The 23,479-nt window shown below is 68.7% G+C and carries 24 protein-coding genes; 19 read left to right on the top strand and 5 right to left on the bottom strand.

Translation table 11 applies throughout. From position 1 onward, the window contains the following. Positions 1–9 precede the first annotated feature (9 nt). Genes AC1RVW_RS14725 through fabG form a run of 10 tightly spaced genes read left to right on the top strand, consistent with a single transcriptional unit; the run spans position 10 to position 9,537 of the window. A complete protein-coding gene (locus tag AC1RVW_RS14725) occupies positions 10–321 on the top strand; it encodes a phosphopantetheine-binding protein (protein ID WP_081271696.1) in 312 nt (103 codons plus the stop codon). Positions 322–325: 4 nt separating this feature from the next. After that, positions 326–970: a COG4648 family protein gene (locus AC1RVW_RS14720; RefSeq protein ID WP_285410193.1), complete on the top strand. Its 645-nt coding sequence runs from the start codon at positions 326–328 to the stop codon at positions 968–970. Positions 971–986: 16 nt separating this feature from the next. Further along, positions 987–2,699, top strand: a complete 1,713-nt coding sequence (locus AC1RVW_RS14715) for an ApeI family dehydratase (RefSeq protein WP_493200715.1) — start codon at positions 987–989, stop codon at positions 2,697–2,699. Beyond that, positions 2,699–3,730, top strand: a complete 1,032-nt coding sequence (locus tag AC1RVW_RS14710; RefSeq protein ID WP_493200713.1) for a lysophospholipid acyltransferase family protein — start codon at positions 2,699–2,701, stop codon at positions 3,728–3,730. Before AC1RVW_RS14715 ends, AC1RVW_RS14710 begins: the two co-directional genes overlap by 1 nt. Next, positions 3,702–4,334, top strand: coding sequence for a LolA-related protein (locus AC1RVW_RS14705; RefSeq protein ID WP_106934655.1), 633 nt, complete (start codon positions 3,702–3,704; stop codon positions 4,332–4,334). The genes AC1RVW_RS14710 and AC1RVW_RS14705 overlap by 29 nt, the downstream gene beginning before the upstream one ends. Further along, positions 4,331–6,727: an MMPL family transporter gene (locus tag AC1RVW_RS14700; protein WP_493200711.1), complete on the top strand. Its 2,397-nt coding sequence runs from the start codon at positions 4,331–4,333 to the stop codon at positions 6,725–6,727. Before AC1RVW_RS14705 ends, AC1RVW_RS14700 begins: the two co-directional genes overlap by 4 nt. A gap of 17 nt (positions 6,728–6,744) precedes the next feature. Next, positions 6,745–7,566, top strand: a complete 822-nt coding sequence (locus AC1RVW_RS14695) for a polysaccharide deacetylase family protein (RefSeq protein WP_285410201.1) — start codon at positions 6,745–6,747, stop codon at positions 7,564–7,566. Further along, the gene (locus AC1RVW_RS14690; RefSeq protein WP_493200708.1) at positions 7,563–8,339 is read left to right on the top strand and encodes a class I SAM-dependent methyltransferase; all 777 of its coding nucleotides are present in this window, start codon (positions 7,563–7,565) and stop codon (positions 8,337–8,339) included. Before AC1RVW_RS14695 ends, AC1RVW_RS14690 begins: the two co-directional genes overlap by 4 nt. Continuing rightward, positions 8,336–8,809, top strand: a complete 474-nt coding sequence (locus AC1RVW_RS14685; RefSeq protein WP_493200706.1) for a hotdog family protein — start codon at positions 8,336–8,338, stop codon at positions 8,807–8,809. The genes AC1RVW_RS14690 and AC1RVW_RS14685 overlap by 4 nt, the downstream gene beginning before the upstream one ends. Continuing rightward, the gene (fabG, locus tag AC1RVW_RS14680; protein WP_493200704.1) at positions 8,806–9,537 is read left to right on the top strand and encodes a 3-oxoacyl-ACP reductase FabG; all 732 of its coding nucleotides are present in this window, start codon (positions 8,806–8,808) and stop codon (positions 9,535–9,537) included. Before AC1RVW_RS14685 ends, fabG begins: the two co-directional genes overlap by 4 nt. Positions 9,538–9,653: 116 nt before the next feature. On the opposite strand, the gene AC1RVW_RS14675 is transcribed toward fabG, so the two are convergent. Genes AC1RVW_RS14675 through AC1RVW_RS14660 form a run of 4 tightly spaced genes read right to left on the bottom strand, consistent with a single transcriptional unit; the run spans position 9,654 to position 13,057 of the window. Beyond that, positions 9,654–10,430, bottom strand: a complete 777-nt coding sequence (locus AC1RVW_RS14675; RefSeq protein ID WP_081270488.1) for a glycosyltransferase family 2 protein — start codon at positions 10,428–10,430, stop codon at positions 9,654–9,656. Continuing rightward, positions 10,397–11,194 (bottom strand): lysophospholipid acyltransferase family protein, encoded by a 798-nt coding sequence (locus AC1RVW_RS14670; protein WP_081270489.1) that lies wholly within the window; start codon positions 11,192–11,194, stop codon positions 10,397–10,399. The genes AC1RVW_RS14675 and AC1RVW_RS14670 overlap by 34 nt, the downstream gene beginning before the upstream one ends. 31 nt (positions 11,195–11,225) lie before the next feature. Then, positions 11,226–12,260 (bottom strand): chorismate transformation FkbO/Hyg5 family protein, encoded by a 1,035-nt coding sequence (locus tag AC1RVW_RS14665; protein WP_493200732.1) that lies wholly within the window; start codon positions 12,258–12,260, stop codon positions 11,226–11,228. Positions 12,261–12,268: 8 nt separating this feature from the next. Beyond that, complete coding sequence (locus tag AC1RVW_RS14660; RefSeq protein WP_081270491.1) at positions 12,269–13,057, bottom strand: class I SAM-dependent methyltransferase; 789 nt, start codon at positions 13,055–13,057, stop codon at positions 12,269–12,271. Positions 13,058–13,173: 116 nt separating this feature from the next. Between AC1RVW_RS14660 and AC1RVW_RS14655 the strand changes: the two genes are divergently transcribed. The 8 genes from AC1RVW_RS14655 (at position 13,174) to rng (ending at position 20,189) form a co-directional block, all read left to right on the top strand. Beyond that, complete coding sequence (locus tag AC1RVW_RS14655) at positions 13,174–13,899, top strand: YebC/PmpR family DNA-binding transcriptional regulator (protein WP_081270492.1); 726 nt, start codon at positions 13,174–13,176, stop codon at positions 13,897–13,899. 48 nt (positions 13,900–13,947) lie between these two features. After that, the gene (gene purD, locus AC1RVW_RS14650; protein ID WP_081270493.1) at positions 13,948–15,246 is read left to right on the top strand and encodes a phosphoribosylamine--glycine ligase; all 1,299 of its coding nucleotides are present in this window, start codon (positions 13,948–13,950) and stop codon (positions 15,244–15,246) included. Beyond that, positions 15,246–16,163 (top strand): oxygen-dependent coproporphyrinogen oxidase, encoded by a 918-nt coding sequence (gene hemF / locus AC1RVW_RS14645; protein WP_493200701.1) that lies wholly within the window; start codon positions 15,246–15,248, stop codon positions 16,161–16,163. The genes purD and hemF overlap by 1 nt, the downstream gene beginning before the upstream one ends. After that, positions 16,163–16,792, top strand: coding sequence for a nicotinate-nucleotide adenylyltransferase (gene nadD, locus AC1RVW_RS14640; RefSeq protein WP_409196349.1), 630 nt, complete (start codon positions 16,163–16,165; stop codon positions 16,790–16,792). The genes hemF and nadD overlap by 1 nt, the downstream gene beginning before the upstream one ends. Further along, positions 16,792–17,487 (top strand): ribosome silencing factor, encoded by a 696-nt coding sequence (gene rsfS, locus AC1RVW_RS14635; RefSeq protein WP_493200699.1) that lies wholly within the window; start codon positions 16,792–16,794, stop codon positions 17,485–17,487. Before nadD ends, rsfS begins: the two co-directional genes overlap by 1 nt. Further along, positions 17,484–17,951, top strand: a complete 468-nt coding sequence (rlmH, locus tag AC1RVW_RS14630) for a 23S rRNA (pseudouridine(1915)-N(3))-methyltransferase RlmH (RefSeq protein ID WP_081270496.1) — start codon at positions 17,484–17,486, stop codon at positions 17,949–17,951. The genes rsfS and rlmH overlap by 4 nt, the downstream gene beginning before the upstream one ends. A gap of 98 nt (positions 17,952–18,049) precedes the next feature. Beyond that, on the top strand, positions 18,050–18,652 hold the full coding sequence (locus AC1RVW_RS14625) for a Maf family protein (RefSeq protein ID WP_493200697.1): 603 nt from the start codon (positions 18,050–18,052) through the stop codon (positions 18,650–18,652). A gap of 10 nt (positions 18,653–18,662) precedes the next feature. After that, positions 18,663–20,189 carry a ribonuclease G gene (gene rng / locus AC1RVW_RS14620; RefSeq protein WP_081270498.1) on the top strand — a complete coding sequence of 509 codons (1,527 nt, stop codon included), beginning with the start codon at positions 18,663–18,665 and terminating at the stop codon, positions 20,187–20,189. 19 nt (positions 20,190–20,208) lie between these two features. Here the strand turns inward: rng and msbA are convergent, their stop codons facing one another. Then, positions 20,209–21,993, bottom strand: coding sequence for a lipid A export permease/ATP-binding protein MsbA (gene msbA / locus AC1RVW_RS14615; RefSeq protein WP_493200694.1), 1,785 nt, complete (start codon positions 21,991–21,993; stop codon positions 20,209–20,211). Between the two features lie 162 nt (positions 21,994–22,155). On the opposite strand from msbA, the gene tolB reads away from it, so the two are divergent. Then, complete coding sequence (gene tolB, locus AC1RVW_RS14610) at positions 22,156–23,472, top strand: Tol-Pal system beta propeller repeat protein TolB (RefSeq protein WP_081270500.1); 1,317 nt, start codon at positions 22,156–22,158, stop codon at positions 23,470–23,472. Positions 23,473–23,479 lie beyond the last annotated feature (7 nt).

The raw sequence follows: 23,479 nt of genomic DNA, 5'->3' as shown, positions 1-23,479 counted from the left end.
GAGCACGTGTTGTCCTCGACCGTCCAAACCAATTCTTCCGCCGTAGGCGATTCGCCTGAACAGTCGCCCATCGAAAAAGAGCTGGCCGTGTTGCTGGTGAATGCGTTGAACCTCGAGATCGCCCCCGAGGACATCGTGCCCACCGATCCCCTGTACGGCGAAGGCCTGGGACTCGATTCGATCGACATCCTCGAAGTGGCGCTCGAAGTCTCGCGCCGCTACGGTTTCCAGCTGCGCTCGGACGACGAGCGCAACCAGCAGATCTTCCAGTCGCTGCGCACGCTCGCGACCCACGTCGCCCAGCACCGCGTCGCTACCTGACCCCATGTCTCGATGGCGATTGGCGCTCCTGCTGCTGATGGGAGTCGCTTATGCCGGCCTCTCTCACTGGATGACGCTGTTCCACGCCACCGAGCCGTGGGCGGTGGTGGTGTTGCTGGGGCCGCTGTGGCTTGCCGCCGTCGGCTTTGCCGCCAGCCGCTTCGGCGGCTGGGGCTGCGCCGGCGCGGTTGCGCTGGGCATTGCCGGCTTCGTGCTCGTCTTCCTCGGTGAGGCCGGCGACCCGAACCGTCTCTACGTGCTCCAGCACGTGGGCATCAACGCGCTGCTGTGCGGCTGGTTCGGCTCCACGCTGCGCGGCCGCGGCCTGCCGCTGATCACCCAGTTCGCCCAGCGCGTGCACCCGCTCAAGGGCCACATGCTGGCCTACACCACGCAGCTCACGCGCATCTGGACGGCGTACTTCGCGGTCGTGGTGCTGGCGTCCATCGCCATCTACCTGACGCGGCCTTTCTCCGACTGGTCGCTGTTCGCCAACGTGCTGTCTCCCATCATGGTGGGCGTGCTGTTCGTCGGCGAACACCTGGTGCGCTACCGGCTGCATCCCGAATTCGAACGTACGCGCCTGGTCGATGCGGTGCGTGCGTTCTATGGCACGTCGTCGGTGGATTCCAGCGCCGGCGGCCAATGACACAGGCGCTGCCCGCGTGACGACGACAGACAACTCCCTCCTGCCGCTGCTCGCGGACCGCGACCCCGATGCGCCCCTGGCCTGGCGAGCCGGCGTGCCCGTGAGCGCCCGGCAATTCCTGGCCGACGTGGCCCGCTTCGCCCCGGAACTGCCGGACGACGGCCCCGCGGTCAACCTGTGCGTCGATCGCTATGCCTTCGCCGTGAGCCTGGGCGCCGCGCTGATGCGCGGCCATGCGAGCCTGCTGCCGCCCGATGCCCGGCCCGATACGCTCGCGCGACTGGCCGAATCCGGCGGGCCCCGGCTGTTCACGCTCGTCGACGACCCGAAGCTCCAGACCCCGGGCATGCGGCGCGTGCTGATCGAAGACCGCTCCAGCCTCGAGGGCAACCCGAACGCTGCAGTGCCCCGGATAGAGGCCGGCCTGCACGCCGTCAGCCTGCTGACCTCGGGCTCGACCGGCGTGCCTCAGCCGCACGCCAAGACCTGGGGCACGCTGGTGGGCGATGTGGCGGTGGCGGTCAAGCGGCTGTGCCGCGTGCTCGGGCGTTCCTCGCTCGAAGGCCTGACGCTGGTCGCTACCGTGCCGGTACAGCACAGCTACGGCATCGAATCGTCGGCGCTGCTGGCCATGCTGGGCGGCGCGGCCTTCGAAAGCGGGCGGCCGTTCTTTCCCGCCGACGTGGCGCAGACGCTGGCCTCGGTGCCGCGCCCGCGCGCGCTGGTGACCACGCCGTTCCACCTCAAGACGCTGCTGCTGTCGGGCATCGCGCTGCCGCCGGTGGACCTGATTCTCTCGGCCACCGCGCCGCTGTCGCCGCAGCTCGCGCTGCAGGCCGAGCAGGCCATGGGCGCCGTGCTGCTCGAGATCTACGGCAGCACCGAATCGGGCCAGGTCGCCACGCGCCGCACCACCGAAAGCGAAGTCTGGGAAACCTTCGGCGACATCCGCGTGCACGCCGAGCCGGGCGAGGAGGGCGGGCCCGAGCGCTTCATCTTCAGCGGCGACTTCATACCCGAGCCCACGCCCATGGCCGACGTGCTCGAACTGCTCGACGAGCGCCGCTTCCGCCTGTTCGGGCGCGCCAACGACCTGATCCACGTGGCGGGCCGGCGCAGCTCGCTGGCGCACCTCAACTACCACCTCAACAGCATTCCCGGCGTGGAAGACGGCGCCTTCTGGCTGCCCGACGAGGTGGCCGACGGCGTGGTGCGGCCGGTGGCCTTCGTGGTGGCGCCCACGCTTTCGGCGGGGGACATCGTCGCCGCGCTGCGGCAGCGGCTCGAAGCCGTGTTCGTGCCGCGCCGCGTGCTGCAGGTCAAGGCCTTCCCGCGCGAGGGCACGGGCAAGCTCACGGTGCGCGCGCTGCGCGAATTCGCGCTGGCGCAACTCGCCGAGGACGACACGCCGGTGCAGCTGGCCCTCACGGTGCCGGCCGATCACCCGGTCTTTGCCGGCCATTTCCCGGGCCAGCCCCTGGTGCCTGGCGCCTTGCTGCTGGCTGAAGTGCTGGAGGCCGTGCGGCGCGTGCCGGCCCTGTCCGCCCGGCTCGGCGCCAACCCGACGCTGGCCGCCGCCAAGTTCCTGGCGCCCGTGCGGCCCGGCAGCACGCTCTCCATAGAGCTGCATCCGGAGGCCGGCGCGGGACGCGGCGTGCGCTTCGACGTGCGTTGCGACGGCGTGGTGGCTGTCACCGGACGATGGACGGCCGTGCAAGAGTCGGCGTGATGAAGCACACCGATGTCGAAGCGCGCGCCGTGAACGAGGCGGCCCAGGCGCCCCGGTCCGCGCCGAAGGGGGAAAAGAGTGAAAAGGGCGAAAACGGCGATTGGGCTCACGCGCCCGAGCGCAGCAACATGCTCGCGCTGCGCTTCATCTGCTTCATGGCGGTGGTGTGCGGGCGCCATGTCACGCGTCTGCTGCTGCCGCCCATCAGCCTTTACTTCCTGCTGTTCCTGCCTGCGCAGCGGCGGCACATCAAGCGCTACCTGTTCAGGGCCATCGGCCCGCACGCCGGCTGGATCGACGGCTACCGCCTGCTGCACGCCTTTGCCTCGACGGTGCTCGACCGGGTGTACTTCCTGCGCGGGCGCATGGATCTCTTCAAGGTCAGGATCGACGGCACCCCGCCGATCGACAACGAGCTCGCCCAAGGCCGCGGCGCCTTCCTGCTCGGCGCCCACGTCGGCAGCTTCGAGGCGCTGGGCGCCTGCCGCCAGCAGACGCGCCAGCAGGACCTGCGCGTCGCGATGCTGATGTACCCGGACAACGCGCGGCGCATCAACGCCACGCTCGACGCCATCGCGGTGCCCGAGCTGCGGCCGCACGTCATCGCGCTGGGCCGGCCGCATTCGATGCTGGCGCTGCGCGACTGGCTCGACGGCGGCGGCCTTGCCGGCATCCTGGCCGACCGCACGCTGCCGGGCAGCGAAGACCAGGCGCAGCACCAGCGCGGCAACAATATCGTGCTGCCGTTCCTGGGGCAGCCGGCGTGCTTCAATGACGGTCCCTTCCGGCTTGCGGCGCTGTTGCGCCGCAAGGTGTTCTTCATGGCGGGCCTCTACGGTGGCGGCGCGCGTTACGACGTGCAGTTCGATGCGCTGGCCGACTTCGGCGGGCCGATGTCGGGCATGGCGGAGCGCGAAGCGCGCATCCGCGCCGCGCTGGAGGCCTATGTCGCGCGGCTCGAGGCGCTGTGCCGCGCCCACCCCTACAACTGGTTCAATTTCCATGATTTCTGGCTCGAAGATGCGGCTTGACCGGCTCTGCAAGGTATTCGTGCTGGCACTGGCCTTCTGCGCCGTGCCGGCCTGGGCGGCGTTCGACCTGCCCGAGCTGATGACCCTGCTGGCCAGGCAGAAGAGCGGCGAAGCCCGCTTCACCGAACAACGCTTCGTGCACGGCCTCGAAGGCCCGCTCGACGCAAGCGGCACGCTGAACTTCGACGCGCCCGACAAGCTGGTGCGCCGAACCCTGTCGCCGCGCGTCGAGACCATGGCGGTCGAAGGCAACACGCTGACCCTTTCGCGCGGCGGACGCACACGCACGCTGGCGCTGGACAGCATGCCCGAGCTGCAAGGCCTGGTCGAAGCCATGCGCGGCACGCTGACCGGCGACGGCGCCACGCTGCAGCGCTACTTTCGCAGCACCGTCACCGGCTCGGCGGGCAAATGGACGCTCGACCTCGTGCCGCTCGACAGCCGGCTGGCCGCCCAGGTGCGCAGCATGCGCATCAGCGGCCGCGCAAGCGACGTGCTTGGCCTCGAAATGGAATTCATCGGCGGTGACCGCTCGGTCATGAACATCACGCCGAGCGCGCCCAACGCGGCGCCTGCTGGCGCGGCAGGCCGCGGCGCGCCGTGACCGTCGGGCAGGCGGGCGGGCCGCCCAGCTGGGGGCGCAGGGCGGTCGTGCTGCTGGCATGGCTGCTGGTGCTGGTGTGCGGCGCCGTGGTCATCGCGCGCACGCAGATCGGCGCCGACCTGTCGGCCTTCCTGCCCAAGAGCCCCGACGTGCGCCAGCGCGTGCTGATCGAGCAGCTGCAAAGCGGCGTGGCCTCGCGCACGCTGATGCTCGGCATCGAGGGCGGCAGCGTCGAGCAGCGCGCCACGGTGTCGCGCGCGGTGGCCAAAAGCATGCGCGAGAGCCAACTGTTCGACCTGGTGCAGAACGGCGACGTCAGCGACTGGAGCGACTCCGGCACCTGGGTCTTCGAGCATCGCTACCAGCTCTCGCCGGGCGTGGTGCCGGGTCAGTTCACCGCCGCAGGCCTGCGCGACGCGATCAACGAAACGCTGTCGATGCTCGGTACGCCCGCCGGCAACGTCATCAAGCCGCTGCTCGACCGCGATCCGACCGGCGAGACGCAGCGCATCGCGATGGAACTGGTGCCTGCAAGCGCGCCGCGCAGCGAGGACGGCGTATGGATGTCGCGCACCGCGCCGCGCGCGCTGATGATCGCCACCACGCGCGCCGCCGGCGGCGACCTCGACGCGCAGGCCGTGGCCATCGCGCGGGTGAACGCGGCCTACGAGGCGGCCTCGCGCGGCATGGGTGCCGACGCGCCCAAGCTGCTGCTGAGCGGCCCGCCGGTGTTCTCGGTGATGAGCCGCGACAAGATCAAGACCGAAGCCATCCATCTCGCGGTGGTGGGCGGCATCGTGATGGGCGGGCTGCTGCTGCTGGCCTTTGCGTCGCCGCGCGCGCTGGTCATCGCCTTCCTGCCGGTGGCCACGGGCGTGGTGGTCGGCACCGCCAGCGTGAGCCTGGTGTTCGGCTCGGTGCACGGCCTGACACTGGGTTTCGGCAGCACGCTGATCGGCGAGACGGTCGACTACGCCATCTACTACCTCATCCAGGCGCGGGGCGCCGCGGTGGCCGGCACCGGCTGGCAGCGCTGGCGCGACCTCAATTGGCCCACGGTGCGGCTCGGGTTGCTGACTTCGGTGTGCGGCTTCGCGGCGCTGGTGTTCTCGGGCTTCCCGGGGCTGGCGCAGCTGGGGGTGTTCTCCATTGCCGGGCTGGTGTCGGCCGCGCTGGCCACGCGCTACGTGCTGCCGATGCTGGCGCCCGACGGCGCCACCGGCATGGGCATGCGCCGCTACATGGCGCAGCTCGCGGGCGCGCTGGTGCGCGGCCTGCCGCGCCTGCGCTGGCCGCTGGCCGCGCTCGGCGTGGCCGCGCTGGGGCTGGTGCTGTGGCAGGGCGGCCACCTGTGGCGCGCCGACCTGGGCGCGATGAGCCCGGTGCCCAAGGCAGCCCAGCAGATGGACGAGATGCTGCGCAACGACATCGGCGCCAGCGACGGCGGCGTGCTGGTGGTGGCCTATGGCGACGACGAACAGGCCGCGCTCCGCAACACCGAAGCCGCGGCCGCGCGGCTCGACGCGCTGGTGGACAGCGGCGAGCTCGTGGGCTACGAGACCGTCACGCGCGTGCTGCCGAGCGCGCAGACCCAGGCGGCGCGCATCGCCAGCCTGCCGACCAGCGACGTCCTGCGCGCCAATCTCGCCGAAGCGACGAAGGGGATGCCGCTGCCGGCGTCGCGCCTGGAGCCCTTCGTGCAGGAAGTGGAGGCGGCGCGCAAGCTGCAACCCGTGCAGCGCGCCGACCTCGCCGGTGGTCCGCTGGGCTCGGTGCTCAACACGCTGATGTACCAGCGCCCGGGCGGCGGCTGGGGCACGCTGGTGGTGCTGCATCCGGGCACCAAGTTCGACCAGAAGCGGCTCGAAACCGCACTGGCCGGCCTGCCCGACGTGCAGGTGGTCGACGTCGGCCGCGAGCTGGCCGGCCTGTATCAACGCTACCTGCACGAAGCTTTCGTGCAGGTGCTGCTGGGCGCGCTGGCGGTGGTGGTGCTGCTGGGCATCTACCTGCGCTCGTGGCGCCGGCTGCTGGCCGTGTGCCAGCCGCTGCTGTTTGCGGTGGTGCTCACGCTGGGCGGCATGGCGGTGCTGCAGGCTGCGCTGGGCATCCTGCATCTGGTGGGGTTGCTGCTGATCGTGGCGGTGGGATCCAACTACGCGCTGTTCTTCGACCAGTTGCGCACCACGGGCCAGGCCGACGAAGACACGCTCGCATCGCTGATGCTGGCCAACCTGACGACGGTGGTGTCCTTCGGGCTGATCGCGATTTCCGACATTCCCGCGCTGTCTTCGATCGGTCGCGTGGTCGCGCCGGGCGCGCTGCTGGCGCTGCTGCTGTCGGCGGCATTCGCACGCAGCGTGGGGCCTTCGAAGGCCGCGCGCGGTCGATGAGGGGAAAATCCGGGCCCATGTCTTCCGCCTCCGCACCTCGTGAATCCTGGCCCTGGCCGCCGGCCATCCGCGCCAGTGCGGCATGGCATGTGGCCGCCATCGGCGCGGGCGTGCTGGTGCCGGGCGCGCTGCCGTGGGCCGTGGGCGCCATCGTGCTGAACCATGCGCTCATCACCGGTGCCGGCCTGACGCCGCGCAGCAGCCTGCTGGGCCCCAACATGACGCGCCTGCCCGAAGCGGCGGGCACGCGCCGCGAGGTGGCGATCACCATCGACGACGGACCGGAGCCCGAGGTCACGCCGCGCGTGCTCGACCTGCTCGACGCGCACGGCCAGCGCGCCACCTTCTTCTGCATCGCAGAGCGCGTGCTGGCGCAGCCCGCCCTGGCGCGCGAGATCGTGGCGCGCGGCCACAGCATCCAGAACCACACGGCGCGGCACCGGCACAACTTCTCCTTCCTCGGGCCGCGCGGCTTCGCCGCCGAAATCGCACGCGCGCAGGACATCCTGAGCGACGTGACCGGCCAGCGTCCGACCTGCTTCCGCGCGCCGGCCGGCCTGCGCAACCCCTTCCTGGAACCCGTGCTGCACCGCCTCGGCCTTTCGCTGGTGAGCTGGACGCGGCGCGGCTTCGACACGCGCGAAGGCGACGCCGCCAAGGTGATGGCGCGCCTGGACCGCAACCTGCAGGCGCGCGACATCCTGTTGCTGCACGACGGCAACGCCGCGCGCACCGCTGCGGGACAACCCGTTTTGCTGGAGGTATTGCCCTTGTTGCTCGAACGCCTGCGCGCCGATGGACTGCGCGCTGTCACCTTGCCCGAGGGCATGAAATCATGAGTGCGGTGCTGCCTTCGCGGGGCGCTACCGACAACGCGTGGCGCGAGCTGCACGAAGCCGCGACCATTCCCTACAAGAAGGGCGGCAGCTTCGCCTGGCATTTCGCGCGCGGCAAGCTGGGGCGCGACCCGGTGTTCCGCGGCCTGCTCGAGCGCGGGCTGATCGATGCGCAGCACCGTCGCGTGGTCGACATCGGCTGCGGGCAGGGCCTGTTCGCCAGCCTGCTCGCATCGATGAGCGCGATGCAGAAAAACGGCCGCTGGCCCGCGTCGTGGTCCGCCACGCCGGAAAGCGCCGACTACACCGGCATCGAGCTGATGCCCAAGGACGTGGCGCGCGCCGAGGCGTCCATCGGCCATCTGCAGCCGACGCCCAAGCTGGTCTGCGCCGACATGTGCTCGGCCGAGCTGCCGGACTGCGACCTCGTCGTGATCCTCGACGTGCTGCACTACGTGGACCTCGAAGCGCAACAGGGCGTGCTGACGCGCGTGCGCGACGCGTTGCGCCGCGGCGGCAACCCGCAGGCGCGCCTGCTGCTGCGCGTGGGCGATGCGTCGAGCCGCCGCGGCTTTGCGATCAGCCAGTGGGTCGACCGCACCGTGACGCGCATCCGCGGCCACAAGGTCTCGCCGACCTGGGGCCGGCCGCTGGCGGAATGGACCGCATTGCTCGACCGCCTCGGCTTTCGCGTGCACAGCATTCCGATGAGCGAGGGCACGCCCTTTGCCAACGTGCTGCTGGTGGCAGACCTCGAACAGAGACAGGCCGCATGACCGCACCACAGACGCTCGACCGCGCCGGCATCGCGCAGCGCATTCCGCACAGCGGCAGCATGTGCCTGCTGGAGCGCCTCGAAAGCTGGGACGCCGACGCGATCCATTGCAGCACCACCACGCACGCGCAGGCCGGCAACCCGCTGCGCACCGAGAGTGGCCTGCTCGCGCCGAACGCCATCGAATACGCCGCGCAGGCGATGGCACTGCACGGCGGCCTGCTGGCTGCCGAGGGCAGCACGCCGTCGGCCGGCTTCCTGGCGAGTGCGCGCAACGTCAAGCTGGCGGTGGCGCGGCTGGACGACGTCGACTGCGCGTTGCAGGTACGGGCGAAGCGCCTGTCGGGCGACGACCGCCAGGTTCTCTATGAATTCACGGTGAAGGCCGACGACGGCCGATCGCTGGCCGAGGGCCGTGCCGTGGTGGTCCTGAACACGCCGCTGGCCGCGGAAGAAAGCACATCGTCATGAGTCTCGAAGGAAAACGCGCCCTGATCACCGGCGCGAGCGGCGCGCTCGGCGCGGCCATGGCCCGTCGCTTCGCGCGCGAGGGCGCCACGGTGCTGCTGCACGCCAATTCGCGGCCGGAAGCGGTCGAGCAACTGGCCGCGGCCATCTCGGCTGAAGGCGGCAAGGCCGAATGCCATGTGTTCGACCTGCGCAGCGACGAGGCTTGCGCGGCGGCATGCGCGCGCATCCTGGAAGGCGGCCCGGTCCAGATCCTGGTCAACAACGCGGGCGTGCACGACGACGCGGTGCTGCCGGGCATGCGCGCCGAGCAGTGGCACAAGGTGATCGACGTGTCGCTCAACGGCTTCTTCCGCGTCACGCAGCCCTTGCTGCTGCCGATGATGCGCACGCGCTGGGGGCGCATCCTGAACATCTCGTCGGTCGCCGCCATCGCGGGCAACCGGGGGCAGGTCAACTACGCGGCAGCCAAGGGCGCGCTCAACAGCGCGACCAAGGCGCTGTCGCTCGAGGTGGCGTCGCGCGGCGTGACGGTGAATGCGATCGCGCCTGGGATCATTGCCTCGCCCATGGCTGACGCGGTGTTCGATCCGGCGGTCATCAACCAGATGGTGCCGGTGAAGCGGGCCGGGACGCCGGAAGAGGTGGCTGCGTTGGCCGCGTTCCTTGCTGGCAATGAGGCCGGGTACATCACCGGGCAGGTGATTTCTGTCAACGGCGGGATGATCTGACGCTTTGACTTTTGGGGTGCGGCGGTGGGTGCTGTGCCCTTGGGCGGCCGACGTCACCGGCCCTTCGGGCTTCCCTGCGCTGCTCGCGACGGGCGCTACTCAACAAGAACGAAGATTCAGTCCTGAAACGGCGGCTTCCCGGCCAGCTTCCGAAACACCAACCCCGGCAGCCGCAGCACGAACTCCACCATCAGCCGCGTGTGCATCCACGTCAGCAGCACGTTGTCGCGTCCATAGCGGAAGTGCGAAACCCCGCCTTCCTCGGCGCTCAGGTATTTCACCGGCGCATCGATGTTCACCGGCTTGACCCCGCGCCACGCGAGCCGAACGACGGCTTCGGTGTCGAAGTCGAAGCGCCGCATCCACGGCTGCTTCGCCATCACCGCGATCAGGTCGGTCACGGGATACACCCGAAAGCCGTAGAGCGAATCGCCCACGCCGGCAAACAGGGTTTCCAGCTGCGTCCACCCGTTCGACACACGCCGCCCGCGCACGCGCAACAGCGGCGCGCTCGCATCGAACACCGGACGCCCCAGCACCATCGTCTCGGGCCGCTCCAGCGAGGCTTTCATGAAGGCGGGGATCAGGTCCGCCGGATGCTGCCCGTCGGAGTCCATGGTCAGCGCATGCGTGAAACCCGCGTCCTGCGCGGCGCGCAGCCCATGCAGCACCGCCGAGCCCTTGCCCTGGTTCTGCGGCAACACCCACACGCGCAGGCCGGGGTCGTTGGCCGCCATCTGCTGCAGCCGCTCGCCCGTGCCGTCGTCGCTGCCGTCGACCACCACCCACACCGGGTTCCACTGCGCGCGCGCGGCCTCGACCGTGGAGAACACGCGTTCTCCCGTGTTGTAGCTGGGAATCAGGACAAGGTGGGTGCGCGAGGCGTCTGGCATTCGGGGGACGCGTCGGTGGCGCGCTGTTCCATGTTTTGGCGAAAGTAGTGTTCCAGCTCGGCCTGCAGCACGTCGCTGTCCTGCGTGGCCGCAAAGCGCTTGCCCAGCCGCAGCGTGAAGACGATGGGCAGCGGCGGCACGCGCCACAGCGGCCAGCCCTTGCTGAGGTAGGGCGAGTCGGTGTCGATGAACACCGTCTGGATCGGCGCCTGCGCCAGCTTGGCGATCAGCGTCACGCCGGGGCGAAATGGGTTGAGCGGTGGCGTCACCGTGCGCGTGCCTTCGGGGAAGATCACCAGCTGCCCGCCGTTGCGCAGGTCGTTCACCGCCAGCCGCACCATCATGCGCGCCGACTTGTTGCTGATGTAGCGCGCCAGCCGCGCACCCGCGCCGAGGAAGATGTTGCCCATCAGGTCGGCCTTCATGATGCAGGCGCTGCGCGGCAGCCTCGCCACCAGCAGGAGGGCGTCGAGCATGGTCGGATGGTTGGCCACGAAGATCACGCCGGGCTCGTTGCGCATCGGGTCCAGGCAGGTGGAGTCGATGCGCATCATGCCCGTCACCGACGCGAGCCACCAGAACATGCGGTAGGCGAACGCGATGGTCATGCGGCCCAGCGCGCGGGCCGGCCGCGTGGGCATCACGGGGTAGATCAGCATGGCCACGAAATTCCAGACCAGCGAGATCAGGCCCAGGAAAAGCAGCAGTGCGTAAAGCATCAACGCAAGCGGGATCGACGTGAGAATACGCAGCACTCGGGTCATTGAGTCAGTCGGGCGATCGGGCACCGGCAATTCAGGCCCGCAATCGACCGGCGGCGACCGTGTGCGCCTCGATCTCGACCAGCAGGTCGCTGCGGCAGATGTCGGCTTCCAGGTACACGGCGTGGCGCGCCATCGGCGCGTCGGCGCCGAGCGTGCTCTCGATGATGCCGCGCACCGCCTCGGTGTCCGATGGGTGCCGCACGTACACCACGCAGTCGAGCTCGGCCAGCGCGAACTTCGCAGTGCCGCGCTCATTGGCGGCGGTGATCACGGCCTGCAGGTTGCGCAGCGTTTCGCGGGTCTGCTCGCGCACGTCGCCGTGGTGGACGGTTTCGTGCCCGACGATGCTCGCGGTGCCGGAGATGAACAGCGCGATGTTGCCGTCGCCGATGTCCGACAGCGCCGCGCGCGAAAAGGTCGGCGAGCGCGGGCCGTAGGTTTCGGGGTAGCGGTAGGCGGAGACCTGCCGCGGGTTTTCCACCGGCAGCGGCGCCTGCTTGCCCGCCAGGAAGCGGATCGACAGCGCGCCCTGGTGGATGCCCAGCGCGCAGGCCGCCGGCGCGCCCTCGAAGGCGGCGCGCCCGGCTTCGAGGAAGGCTTCCTGGCGGCCGGCGTTGAACTGGCGGTAGCGTTCGAGCCCGCCACCGTCGGCGTTGATCTGCGGCAGGTAGTTCCAGATGCGCTGCAGGTGGGGCGTGCCGGCCTGGTCGAGCGTCTTGAACAGGTCGCTGTAGGCGCGGCGCGCGAGTTCGGTCAGGCCTTGTTTCTCGGCCGCCTCGTCGAGGTCGATGGCGCCCAGCAGCCAGTGGCCGTCGGTGCGCCAGCGCGCGATGCCGGTGGTGCCCGACTCGATGTGCGGGGCCGTCAGGTGCCACACGTCGGCCATTGCGCCGTTGGGCGAGAGCACGCGCGCATTGACCGTCGGCATCCACGCCACGCCGTGCGGCGTGCCGTAGCCCAGCGCCGCGAAGGGCGCCTTGCCGCCGGCGGCCAGCGCCAGGCTGTCGGGCAACGAAAGGCGCTCCACGCGCAGATGGGAAGAAGAGCTTGCGTCCTGGACTTGCACTGTCACTGTCACCTTGCCTCGACGATGTGGTCTGGTTTGATGGCGGTATAGGCAGAGAACACGCCGAGGCTGGCATTCCGGCGCACGTCGCGGAAACCCGCGTCGGCCAGCGCCTGCACCACCTGCTCGGGCGGAATGCAGGCCTCGATCGTGTCCCAGTAGTAGCGCCACAGTTCCGAGGTGTCCCGCCGGCGACCGACCACGCGGGCGATCAGCGGCACCACGGCGCGCATGTAGCCCTTGAGCAGCGCCGTCGCGACGCGGCCCTCGGGCTTGGTAATTTCAAGCACCACCACGCGCCCGCCGGGGCGCAGCACGCGATGGAATTCGCCGAAGGCGGCGGCCACGTCGCTGATGTGGCGCATGGCGTAGCCCATGCTCACGAAGTCGCAGCTGGCGTCGGGACGGGGCAGGGCCTCGGCCACGCCTTGCACCAGCTCCACGCCGGGCAGCTTCACCTGGTCCATCATGCCGGCGCTGGGATCCACACCCACGAGCTTGCCGGCCGGGCCGATGAGCTTCAGCGCCTCGCGCGCCACCAGCCCGGTGCCGATGCCCACGTCGAGCACCTCGGCGCCGGTCGCAAGGCCCGCCTGCTGCAGTGCCGCACGGCGGTAGGCGGGGCCGGTGCCGAAGGCAAGCACGCTCTCGATACGGTCGTAGTCGGCCGCCGTGTCGTCGAAGATTCGACGCAGGAACGCCTGGTGCTCTGCCTCGTTGCTGTAGTACAGCGGCAGGGGAGCGTGTGGCGGCAGGACGACGGGTGTCGCGGGGCCGCCTGTAGGCGATGGTGTCATCGAACGATTATCACCAAAAGCCCGGGCGCGAAATCCGGGGGGCGCCGGGCGTTGCGTGCGCCGGACAGTAAACTCGGAGCTTGCTTTGAAAACACAAGACAGCGAGATAGAAAGCCATGGCCGGACATAGCAAATGGGCAAACATTCAGCACCGCAAGGGCCGCCAGGACGAAAAACGCGGCAAGCTCTGGACCCGTGCCATTCGCGAAATCACGGTGGCGGCACGCGCAGGCGGCGCTGACCTCGGCTCCAACCCCCGGCTGCGGCTGGCGGTGGAAAAGGCCAAGGCCGTGAACCTGCCCATCGACACCATCAAGCGCAACATCGACAAGGCCACCGGCAACCTCGAAGGCGTCAACTACGAAGAAATTCGTTACGAAGGGTACGGCATCGGCGGCGCGGCCATCATCGTCGACACCATGACCGACAACCGCGTGCGCACCGTGGCCGAAGTGCGCCACGCCTTCTCCAAGCACGGCGGCAACATGGGCACCGAAGGCTCGGTGGCCTTCCAGTTCAAGCACTGCGGCCAGATCGTCTTTGCGCCCGGCACCGACGAAGACAAGGTGATGGAAGTGGCGCTCGAAGCCGGCGCCGAAGACGTCGTCACCGACGACGACGGCGCCATCGAGGTGCTCACCGCGGTCGCCGATTTCGAAGCCGTCAAGAACGCGCTCGAGGCCGCCGGCCTGAAGCCCGAGGTGGCCGAAGTCACCATGCGCGCGGAGAACCCGGTCGAAGTCACCGGCGAAGACGCCGCGAAAATGCAGAAATTGCTCGACGTGCTCGAGGACCTGGACGACGTGCAGGACGTTTATCACAACGCCTCCTTGTCCGAGTAGGCACGAATGAATGTTTGTTGAATCACAGCGAGAAATGAAGGCCCGCGAATGAAGGTACTGGTAATTGGGGGAGGGGGCCGTGAACACGCTCTGGCGTGGCGCCTGGCGCAGGCCACCCGGGTGAGCCGCGTGTACGTGGCGCCGGGCAACGGCGGCACCGCGAGCGACGAGCGCTACGACTGCATCGACATCACCGAGCCCGCCGCGCTGCGCGAATGGGCCATCAAGGAAAAGATCGCGCTGACCGTGGTCGGCCCCGAGGCGCCGCTGGCCGCGGGCGTGGTCGACGAGTTCCGCGCGCACGGCCTGCGCATCTTCGGGCCGACGCAGGCTGCCGCGCAGCTCGAGAGCTCCAAGGCGTTCTCCAAGGCGTTCATGAAGCGCCACAAGATCCCCACGGCCGAATACGAAGCCTTCACCGATGCCGCCGCGGCGCATGCCTACATCGACGCCAAGGGCGCACCCATCGTCGTCAAAGCCGACGGCCTGGCGGCAGGCAAGGGCGTGGTGGTCGCCATGACCGCGCAGGAAGCGCACGAGGCGGTCGACTTCATGCTGGTCGACAACAAGTTTGGCGTGTCGCACAACGAGGGCGGCGCGCGCGTCGTCATCGAAGAATTCCTGCAGGGCGAGGAAGCCAGCTTCATCGTGCTGTGCGACGGCAAGAACGTCACCGCGCTGGCCACCAGCCAGGACCACAAGCGCCTGCTCGACAACGACGAAGGCCCCAATACCGGCGGCATGGGCGCGTATTCGCCCGCGCCGGTGGTCACGGCCGAGGTGCATGCGCGCGCCATGCGCGAAATCATCCTGCCGACCATCCGCGGCATGGAAAAAGACGGCATTCCCTACACCGGCTTCCTGTACGCCGGCCTGATGATCGACGCGGCCGGCCATCCGAAGACGCTCGAATTCAACTGCCGCATGGGCGACCCCGAGACGCAGCCCATCATGATGCGGCTGAAGTCCGACCTGTTCGAGGTGTTCTGGCACGCCACCGACGGCACGCTCGACCAGGTCGAGCTGCAGTGGGACCGCCGCGTGGCGCTGGGCGTGGTGATGGCCGCGCACGGCTACCCGCTGTCGCCGCGCAAGGGCGACCGCATCACCGGCATCCCGGCCGAGGCGCCCGATGCCGTGGTGTTCCACGCCGGCACCACGCTGGAAAACGGCGAGCTCAAGACCAGCGGCGGCCGCGTGCTCTGCGTGACCGTGCTGGCCGACAGCGTCAAGCTTGCGCAGCAGCGGGCCTACGAGGTGGCGGCGCGCGTCAATTTCGACGGCGCCCAATACCGCAAGGACATCGGATTCCGCGCCGTGCACGCGCGCAACACACCCAACGCTTGATGCAGCAAACCAACCCGGCGGCGGTCGGCGACTACCTGCGCGGTCTGCAGCAGTCGATCATTTCAGCGGTGGAAAAGGCCGACGGTGGCGCGTGCGTGCGCGACGCCTGGCAAAAAGAGCCCGGTGAGCCGCTGCAGGGCCAGGGCCTGACCTGCATCCGCGAAGGCGGGGAACTGTTCGAGCGCGCCGGCTGCGGCTTCTCGCAGGTGCGCGGCCCCAGGCTGCCGCCATCGGCCACGCAGAACCGGCCCGAGCTGTCGGGCGCGCCTTTCGAGGCGATGGGCGTGTCGCTTGTGTTCCATCCGCGCAACCCCTACGTGCCGATCGTCCACATGAATGTGCGCATGCTCGCGGCACTTCCTGAAGGCGGCGAACCGGTCTGCTGGTTCGGCGGCGGCATGGACCTCACGCCGTGCTACGGCTTCGAGGAAGACGCGGTGCACTTCCACACCGTGTGCCGCGATGCGCTCGCGCCCTTCGGCGAAGACAAGTACCCGCGCTTCAAGACGTGGTGCGACGAGTATTTCTTCCTGAAGCACCGCAACGAGCAGCGCGGCATCGGCGGCATCTTCTTCGACGACTTTTCGGAAGGCGGCTTCGAGAACGGCTTTGCCTTGATGCGCTCGGTGGGCGACGGCTTCCTGCCTGCCTACCTGCCCGTGGTCGAGCGCCGCCGCGCCATGCCTTACACCGAGCGCGAGCGCAACTTCCAGCTCTACCGTCGCGGACGCTATGTCGAGTTCAACCTCGTGTGGGACCGCGGCACGCACTTCGGCCTGCAGTCCGGTGGGCGCACGGAATCGATCCTGCTGTCGATGCCGCCGCTGGCGAGCTGGGCCTACCAGCAACGGCCCGAGCCGGGCAGCCCGGAAGCCGCGCTGTACAGCGACTTCATCGTGCGGCGCGACTGGCTGTGATTTCTTCTTCCGGCAAGGTGCCGCGCATCGGTGTCTTCGGCGGCGCGTTCGATCCGCCGCACAACGCCCATGTGGCGCTGGCCGATGCCGCGCTTGCGCAGCTCGATCTGTCCGAGCTGCATGTCATTCCCACCGGGCAGGCCTGGCACAAGAGCAGGGCGCTCACGCCGAAGGAAGACCGCCTCGCGATGACGCGGCTGGCCTTCGCGGGACTGAAAGGCACCGTCGTCGTCGACAGCCGCGAAGTGCTGCGCGACGGTCCCACCTACACGCTCGACACCCTGCACGAACTGCAGAAAGAGCAGCCCGGCGCGCAGCTCGTGCTGATCATGGGAGCCGACCAGGCAAGCGCGCTGCCGACCTGGCATGGCTGGCAGGATATACTCGGCATTGCTATCGTTTCTGTAGCGTATCGCGCATTATCGACGGGCGACACTGCTCGTTTTGATCCGAAGATGCTGCCCGGCCTCCCGGCCGGTGCGCGTTTCGAGGCGCTCGAATTGCCACCTATGGACATCAGCGCCACCGAGATTCGGCGGCGCGCGGCGCTTGGCGTGGACATTTCCTCGCTGGTTCCGGCCACGGTTGCACGCTATATTGACCAACACCACCTCTACCGCTCTGCCTGATGACCACTGAAGCCGCCGCCAAAAAAGACACCCAGAAACTCCAGCGAGCCATCATCGATGGTCTCGAAGACGTCAAGGCGCAGGACATCCAGGTATTCGACACGGAGCATCTGTCACCGCTGTTCGAGCGCGTGATCGTCGCGTCGGGCACCTCGAACCGCCAGACCAAGGCGCTTGCAGCCAGCGTGCGCGACGCCGTGCGCGAAGCCGGTTTCGGCAAGCCGCGCATCGAGGGCGAGGAAAACGGCGAGTGGATCATCGTGGACTGCGGCGCCGCGGTCGCGCACATCATGCAGCCGGCCATCCGCCAGTACTACCACCTCGAAGAGATCTGGGGCGACAAGCCGGTGCGCGCCAAGCTCGGTGGTGCCAAGCCCGCAGCGTCCACGAGTTCGTCCACCAAGGACGAGCCGGAAACCAAGAAGAAGGGCGCCGCCAAGGAGCCCACGCTGCGCCGCTCGAGCGCCGCCAAGACCGCGATCCGCGCAGCCGAGCAGGAAGCCAAGGCAGCGAAGGCACCGGCGAAGAAGGCTGCCTCCAAGACCACGGCCAAGACTGCAGCGAAGAAGGCGCCCGCCAAGACGGCCGGCGCCACCACGGCGCGCGTGCCGGTCAAGGTCGTCGGCAAGCCGGCGGCCAAGAAGCCCGCTGCCAAGAAGGCGGCAGCCAAGAAGGCGCCAGCCCGCCGCGCATGAAGCTGCTGGTGGTTGCCGTCGGGCAGCGCATGCCCGATTGGGCACAGACTGCCTGGGACGACTACGCCAAGCGCTTTCCGCCGGAACTCAAGCTCGAGTTGCGCGCGGTCAAGACCGAGCCGCGCGGCTCCAAATCACTCGAAACCCTGTACGCCGCCGAGCGCGAGCGCATCGAAGGCGCCATTGCGCGCGGCATGCGCATCGTCGTGCTCGACGAGCGCGGCACCGCGCTGACCACCAAGGCGCTGGCGGCCCGGCTGCAGTCCTGGCAAGGCGAGGGCGACGATGTCGCGCTTGTCATCGGCGGTCCCGACGGACTCGATCCGGCCTTCAAGGCCGCGGCCCACGAGCGCATCCGGCTGTCCGACCTGACCCTGCCGCACGCGATGGCGCGCGTTCTGCTGGTCGAGCAGCTGTACCGGGCCTGGTCGGTGAACGCAGGCCATCCCTACCACCGCGAATGAAGCGCCCCGGCGGGCGGGATGCGGCTGCTGCGCGGCTTCATCCACCAGGCCGGCCGGCTGCGGCGCGGCGGGCAGCAGCTTCGCAGGAGAACTGAACCTTGTCCGACTTCATCTACCTCGCCTCGCAAAGCCCGCGCCGTGCGCAGCTGCTGGGCCAGCTCGGTATTCGCCATGCATTGCTGCTCGCCGACGCCGACGAAGACGCAGAGTCGCTCGAAGCGGTGCTGCCGAACGAGGCGCCGGCCTCCTATGTGCAGCGCGTGACCGCCCTCAAGCTCGATGCGGCCGTGGCGCGGCTGCGGCGGCGCGGGCTGGCCAACGCGCCGGTGCTCTGCGCCGACACCACCGTCGCGCTGGGCCGCACCATTCTCGGCAAGCCCGACGACGCCGCGGATGCCGCGCGCATGCTCGCCATGCTCTCGGGCACCACGCACCGCGTGCTGACGGCCGTGGCCCTGCAGGACGGCGACCGGCGCCATGCCGCGCTCAGCGTCTCGCGCGTGCGCTTCGCGAAGATCACCGAGGCGCAGGTTGCCCGCTACGCCGAAAGCGGCGAGCCGCTCGGCAAGGCCGGGGCCTATGCCATCCAGGGCGCGGCGGCTGCGTTCATCGAGCACATCAGCGGGTCCTATTCGGGCATCATGGGACTTCCCATGTTCGAGACCGCCGAGCTGCTCCGGGGCGCCGGTTTCAATACCTGACAAGAATTCCATGCAAGACATCCTGATCAACTGGTCCCCGCAGGAGACCCGTGTGGCGCTGGTCGAGCACGGCGCGGTGCAAGAGCTGCACGTCGAGCGCACGCTGGAGCGCGGGCTGGTCGGCAACATCTACCTCGGCAAGGTGTCGCGCGTGCTGCCGGGCATGCAGTCGGCCTTCATCGACATCGGCCTGGAGCGCACCGCCTTCCTGCACGTGGCCGACATCGTGGCGCCGTTCACGCCGGGCTCGCGGCCCAGCGCGCCGGCGCCGGAACGAGACCACCGCAACGGCGGGCCGATGGTGCCCATCGAGAAGCAGGTGTTCGAAGGCCAGTCGCTGCTGGTGCAGGTCATCAAGGACCCGATCGGCACCAAGGGCGCGCGGCTGTCGACGCAGATCAGCATCGCCGGGCGGCTGCTGGTGTTCCTGCCGCAGGACAACCATATCGGCGTGTCGCAGAAGATTCCTTCGGACCAGCGCGAGTCGCTGCGCAACCGCATGCTGGCGCTGATCGAGGCGGCCGCGGCGGCCGACAGCGGCGGCGTGGTGCCGGCGAACACCGGCGGCTTCATCCTGCGCACCAACGGAGAGGATTCGTCCGACCCCGAGCTGGCCGAAGACATTGCCTACCTGCGCAAGACATGGTCGCGCATCCGCGACGCCTCGATGCGCATGCCGGCGATGTCGCTGCTGCACCAGGACCTGAGCCTGCTGCAGCGGGTGCTGCGCGACATGACGGGCGAAGACACGCAGACCATCCGCATCGATTCGCGCGAGCAGTTCGAGGTGCTGCTGAAGTTCGGCCTCGAATTCATGCCCAAGGCGGCGGGCAAGCTGCAGCACTACAAGGGCGAGCGGCCGATCTTCGATTTGTATTCGGTCGACGAGGAAATCGCCAAGGCGCTGGGGCGGCGCGTCGAGCTCAAGTCGGGCGGCTACCTCGTGGTCGACCAGACCGAGGCACTGACCACGGTGGACGTGAACACCGGCGGCTTCGTCGGCGCACGCAACTTCGACGACACCATCTTCAAGACCAACCTGGAGGCGGCGCAGGCCATTGCGCGGCAGCTGCGGCTGCGCAACCTGGGCGGGATCATCATCGTCGACTTCATCGACATGGGGCGCGACGACCACCGCGAGCAGGTGCTGGCCGAATTCCGCAAGCAACTGGCGCGCGACCGGGTGAAGACGACAGCTGGCGGTTTCTCGCAGCTTGGCCTGGTCGAGATGACGCGCAAGCGCACGCGCGAATCGCTGGCGCACATGCTGTGCGAACCCTGCGCGGCCTGCGGCGGACAGGGCATCGTGAAGACCGCGCGCAGCGTGGCCTACGACGTGATGCGGGAGATATTGCGCGAGGCGCGCCAGTTCACGCCGCGCGAGTTCCGCATCGTGTCGTCGCCGCAGGTGATCGAACTGTTCCTTGACGAGGAAAGCCAGCACCTGGCGGGCCTGAGCGACTTCATCGGCAAGCCGATTTCGCTGCAGTCCGAGCCGGCGATCGGGCAGGGGCAGTACGACATCGTGCTGCTCTGACCCGAGCGCTTTGCGCTGATCAGAGCGTCGGGTCTTGCCCCGGCGGCGCGCTGCGCACCGCCAGCGTCTGCAGCCGCGCATACAGGCCGTCGAGCTGCATCAGCTGCTCGTGGCTGCCTTGCTCGGCAATGCGGCCTTGCTCCATCACGATGATGCGGTCCGCGTGCTGGATGGTCGACAGGCGGTGGGCCACGATCAGCGTGGTGCGGTTCTGCATGAGGCGCTGCAGGGCGTCCTGCACGAGGCGCTCCGATTCGGTGTCGAGCGCGGAGGTGGCCTCGTCGAGCAGCAGCACCGGCGCGTTCTTGTAGAGCGCACGGGCGATGGCCAAGCGCTGGCGTTGGCCGCCCGAGAGCTGCGTGGCGTTGTGGCCCAGCACGGTGTCGATACCCTGGGGCAGGTTCTCCACGTGCGAGCTCAGGTTGGCCGCCTCTATGCACTGCAGCACGCGTTCGCGATCGATTTCCGCGCCCAGCGCCACGTTGGCCGCGAGGGTCTCGTTGAGCATCACCACGTCCTGGCTGACCATCGCGAACTGCGCGCGCAGGCTCTTCAGCTGCCATTCGCTGGTGTCGTGTCCGTCGAGCAGCACCTGGCCGCTGCTGGGTTGCACGAAGCGCGGCAGCAGGTTCACCAGCGTGGTCTTGCCCGAACCCGAAGGCCCGACGAAGGCCACCACCTGGCCGGGTTGGATGGTCAGGCTCACGCCGTCGAGGGCGCGCTGCTCGTCGTCGCCGCGGTAGCTGACCTGCACGTTGCGCAGTTCGATGTGGCCATCGGCGTGGTCGAGGCTGAACGTGCCCTGCGACTCCGGGGCGACCTCGTCGATCAGCACCAGTCCGCGCTCCAGTGCGGCCAGTCCGCGCGTGATCGGCCCGGCCACCTCGGCCAGCCGGCGGATGGGCGCGATCAGCATCAGCATGGCCGTGATGTAGGCAACGAAGCCGCCCACGGTGAAGCCCTGCTTGCCGCTTTGCCACAGCGCGATCATCACCACCACCGACAGTGCCAGCGAGGCCATCATCTGCGTGAGCGGCGTGGTCGCGGCCTGGGCGATGGTCGATTTCACGGCCAGGCGGTTCAGGCGCTGGCTCAGCTGTTCGAAGCGATGGCCCTGCGCGCCTTCGGCCCCGTGCAGGCGCACCACGCGGTGGGCGAGCACGTTTTCCTCGACCACGTAGGCCAGCTCGTCGGTGGCCTGCTGGCCCTGCTGCGTGAGCCGGTAGAGCCGCTTGGAGAACACCTTCATGATCCACGAGATGCTGGGCACCAGGAAGGCCACGATGAGAGTGAGCTTCCAGTTCAGGTAGACCAGATAGCCCAGCAGCGCGATCAGCGTGAAGCCGTCGCGCGAAAGGCCGAGCAGCGCCTGCACCAGCAGCATCGCGCCGGTCTGTACTTCGTAGACCACGGTGTTCGAAAGCGCGCTGGCCGACTGCCGCGCGAACAGCGCGAGCTCGGCGCCGAGCAGGCGCTCGAACATCACCCGCCGCAGCTTCTGCATGCCCTCGTTGGCGATGCGCGAGAGGGCGTACTGGGAAATGAACTGGGCGATGCCGCGCACCGCGAACAGCAGCAGCACGGCGGCGGGCACGAACCACAGCGGCATCTCGCCGCGCGTGAAGCCGCGGTCGAGCAGCGGCTTGAGCAGGGCGGCCATGAGCGGCTCGGTGATTGCCGCCAGCATCGCCCCGCTCAATCCAAGGGCCCACCATTGGCGCGAGCCGCCGAACCAGGTCATGAGTCGCGCCAGGCGGCGCATCAGGGGAGGGCGAGGAGTCTCGCCGCCGGGGGAAGCTTGCATGGCGGCGGATTCTACGGGTGGGCCCGTTTCGGGCTTCCTGAAGTGATTCTGTAGGACCGCGCCGCTGGATAAACGTTTTGTGACGGCGTCTCCAAACCAGTGTGTAACATGTGGCCCGTCAAGCCGGGGAGAACTTTTTACCCGGAAACCTCTCCGAACCGCATGAACAAGCCGTTGCCAACTCCAATTCCAACTCCTTCTTCATCGCTATTTGCACGCCGCACCCTCATTGCGGCACTTGCCGCCACTCCCATGCTTCCTGCACTGGCCCAGTTCCGGGTCGAAGTGTCGGGCGTCGGGCTGACGCAGCTGCCAATCGCGCTTGTTCCCTTCAAGGGCCAGGAATCCTCCCCGCAGAAAATCTCCGACATCGTCCAGGCCGACCTGGAGCGAAGCGGCCAGTTCCGTGGCGTCGATGCTTCCGGCCAGGCACTGGACGAAGCTTCGCGCCCCGACCTGTCGCTGTGGCGGCAGCGCACCGCCGACTCGCTCGTGGTGGGCAGCGTCAGCCGCCTGGCCGACGGCCGTTTCGACGTGCGTTTCCGCCTGTGGGACGTGGTCAAGGGCCAGGACCTCGGCGGCCAGAGCTACACGGTGCCGCAAGGCGACCTGCGGCTGGCTTCGCACCGCATCGCTGACTACGTCTATGAAAAGCTGACCGGCGAAAAAGGCATCTTCTCGACCCGCATCGCCTACGTCACCAAGGCCGGCAGCCGCTATTCGCTGTGGGTGGCCGACGCCGACGGCGAGAACGCGCAAGCCGCGCTGGCCAGCCCCGAGCCGATCATCTCGCCCTGCTGGTCGTCCAACGGCCAGCAACTGGCGTATGTGTCCTTCGAGTCGCGCAAGCCGGTCGTCTACGTGCACAACGTGGCCAGTGGCCAGCGCCGCCTTCTCGCGAACTTCAAGGGATCGAACAGCGCACCTGCATGGGCACCCGACGGCAATTCGCTCGCGGTCACCCTCAGCCGTGACGGCGGCTCGCAGCTCTTCACCATTCCGGCCGGCGGCGGCGAACCGCGCCGCCTCACGCAAAGCTCGAGCATCGACACCGAGCCGGCGTTCTCGGCCGACGGCAGCACCATCTACTTCGTCAGCGACCGTGGCGGTGCCCCGCAGATCTACAAGATGGGCGCTGGTGGCGGCAACCCGACGCGCGTGACCTTCAGCGGCACCTACAACATTTCTCCGGCTGTCAGCGGCGATGGCCGGTGGTTGGCCTACATCTCCCGTGTGGGAGGTGCATTCAAACTCCATGTGATGGAGTTGGCCACCGGCAATGTCAGCGCCATCACGGATACCACCGCCGACGAGAGCCCGAGTTTTGCCCCGAACAGCAAATTGATCGTCTACGCCACGCAGCTGCAAGGCCGCGAGGCCCTGATGACGACCACTTTGGATGGAAAAATAAAGGCACGACTGGCTGGGCAGGCGGGAGACATAAGAGAACCGGACTGGGGTCCGTTTCAAAAGCAATGATTAGGTT

The organism is Variovorax sp. MPBD4-3, from assembly GCF_058809745.1.
The sequence above is the reverse complement of the archived record's forward strand: the minus strand, read 5'-3'. Positions and strand labels throughout refer to the sequence as shown.

What these genes read in the sequence shown, in the direction of transcription:
- AC1RVW_RS14710 (WP_493200713.1), top strand. Translation starts at nt 2,699, where the DNA reads ATGAAGCACACCGATGTCGAAGCGCGCGCCGTGAACGAGGCGGCCCAG.
- AC1RVW_RS14690 (WP_493200708.1), top strand. Translation starts at nt 7,563, where the DNA reads ATGAGTGCGGTGCTGCCTTCGCGGGGCGCTACCGACAACGCGTGGCGC.
- tolB (WP_081270500.1), top strand. Translation starts at nt 22,156, where the DNA reads ATGAACAAGCCGTTGCCAACTCCAATTCCAACTCCTTCTTCATCGCTA.
- rng (WP_081270498.1), top strand. Translation starts at nt 18,663, where the DNA reads ATGCAAGACATCCTGATCAACTGGTCCCCGCAGGAGACCCGTGTGGCG.
- rsfS (WP_493200699.1), top strand. Translation starts at nt 16,792, where the DNA reads ATGACCACTGAAGCCGCCGCCAAAAAAGACACCCAGAAACTCCAGCGA.
- AC1RVW_RS14655 (WP_081270492.1), top strand. Translation starts at nt 13,174, where the DNA reads ATGGCCGGACATAGCAAATGGGCAAACATTCAGCACCGCAAGGGCCGC.
- fabG (WP_493200704.1), top strand. Translation starts at nt 8,806, where the DNA reads ATGAGTCTCGAAGGAAAACGCGCCCTGATCACCGGCGCGAGCGGCGCG.
- AC1RVW_RS14670 (WP_081270489.1), bottom strand. Translation starts at nt 11,194, where the DNA reads ATGACCCGAGTGCTGCGTATTCTCACGTCGATCCCGCTTGCGTTGATG.
- hemF (WP_493200701.1), top strand. Translation starts at nt 15,246, where the DNA reads ATGCAGCAAACCAACCCGGCGGCGGTCGGCGACTACCTGCGCGGTCTG.
- AC1RVW_RS14675 (WP_081270488.1), bottom strand. Translation starts at nt 10,430, where the DNA reads ATGCCAGACGCCTCGCGCACCCACCTTGTCCTGATTCCCAGCTACAAC.
- rlmH (WP_081270496.1), top strand. Translation starts at nt 17,484, where the DNA reads ATGAAGCTGCTGGTGGTTGCCGTCGGGCAGCGCATGCCCGATTGGGCA.
- AC1RVW_RS14720 (WP_285410193.1), top strand. Translation starts at nt 326, where the DNA reads ATGTCTCGATGGCGATTGGCGCTCCTGCTGCTGATGGGAGTCGCTTAT.
- purD (WP_081270493.1), top strand. Translation starts at nt 13,948, where the DNA reads ATGAAGGTACTGGTAATTGGGGGAGGGGGCCGTGAACACGCTCTGGCG.
- AC1RVW_RS14685 (WP_493200706.1), top strand. Translation starts at nt 8,336, where the DNA reads ATGACCGCACCACAGACGCTCGACCGCGCCGGCATCGCGCAGCGCATT.
- AC1RVW_RS14660 (WP_081270491.1), bottom strand. Translation starts at nt 13,057, where the DNA reads ATGACACCATCGCCTACAGGCGGCCCCGCGACACCCGTCGTCCTGCCG.
- msbA (WP_493200694.1), bottom strand. Translation starts at nt 21,993, where the DNA reads ATGCAAGCTTCCCCCGGCGGCGAGACTCCTCGCCCTCCCCTGATGCGC.
- AC1RVW_RS14695 (WP_285410201.1), top strand. Translation starts at nt 6,745, where the DNA reads ATGTCTTCCGCCTCCGCACCTCGTGAATCCTGGCCCTGGCCGCCGGCC.
- AC1RVW_RS14705 (WP_106934655.1), top strand. Translation starts at nt 3,702, where the DNA reads ATGATTTCTGGCTCGAAGATGCGGCTTGACCGGCTCTGCAAGGTATTC.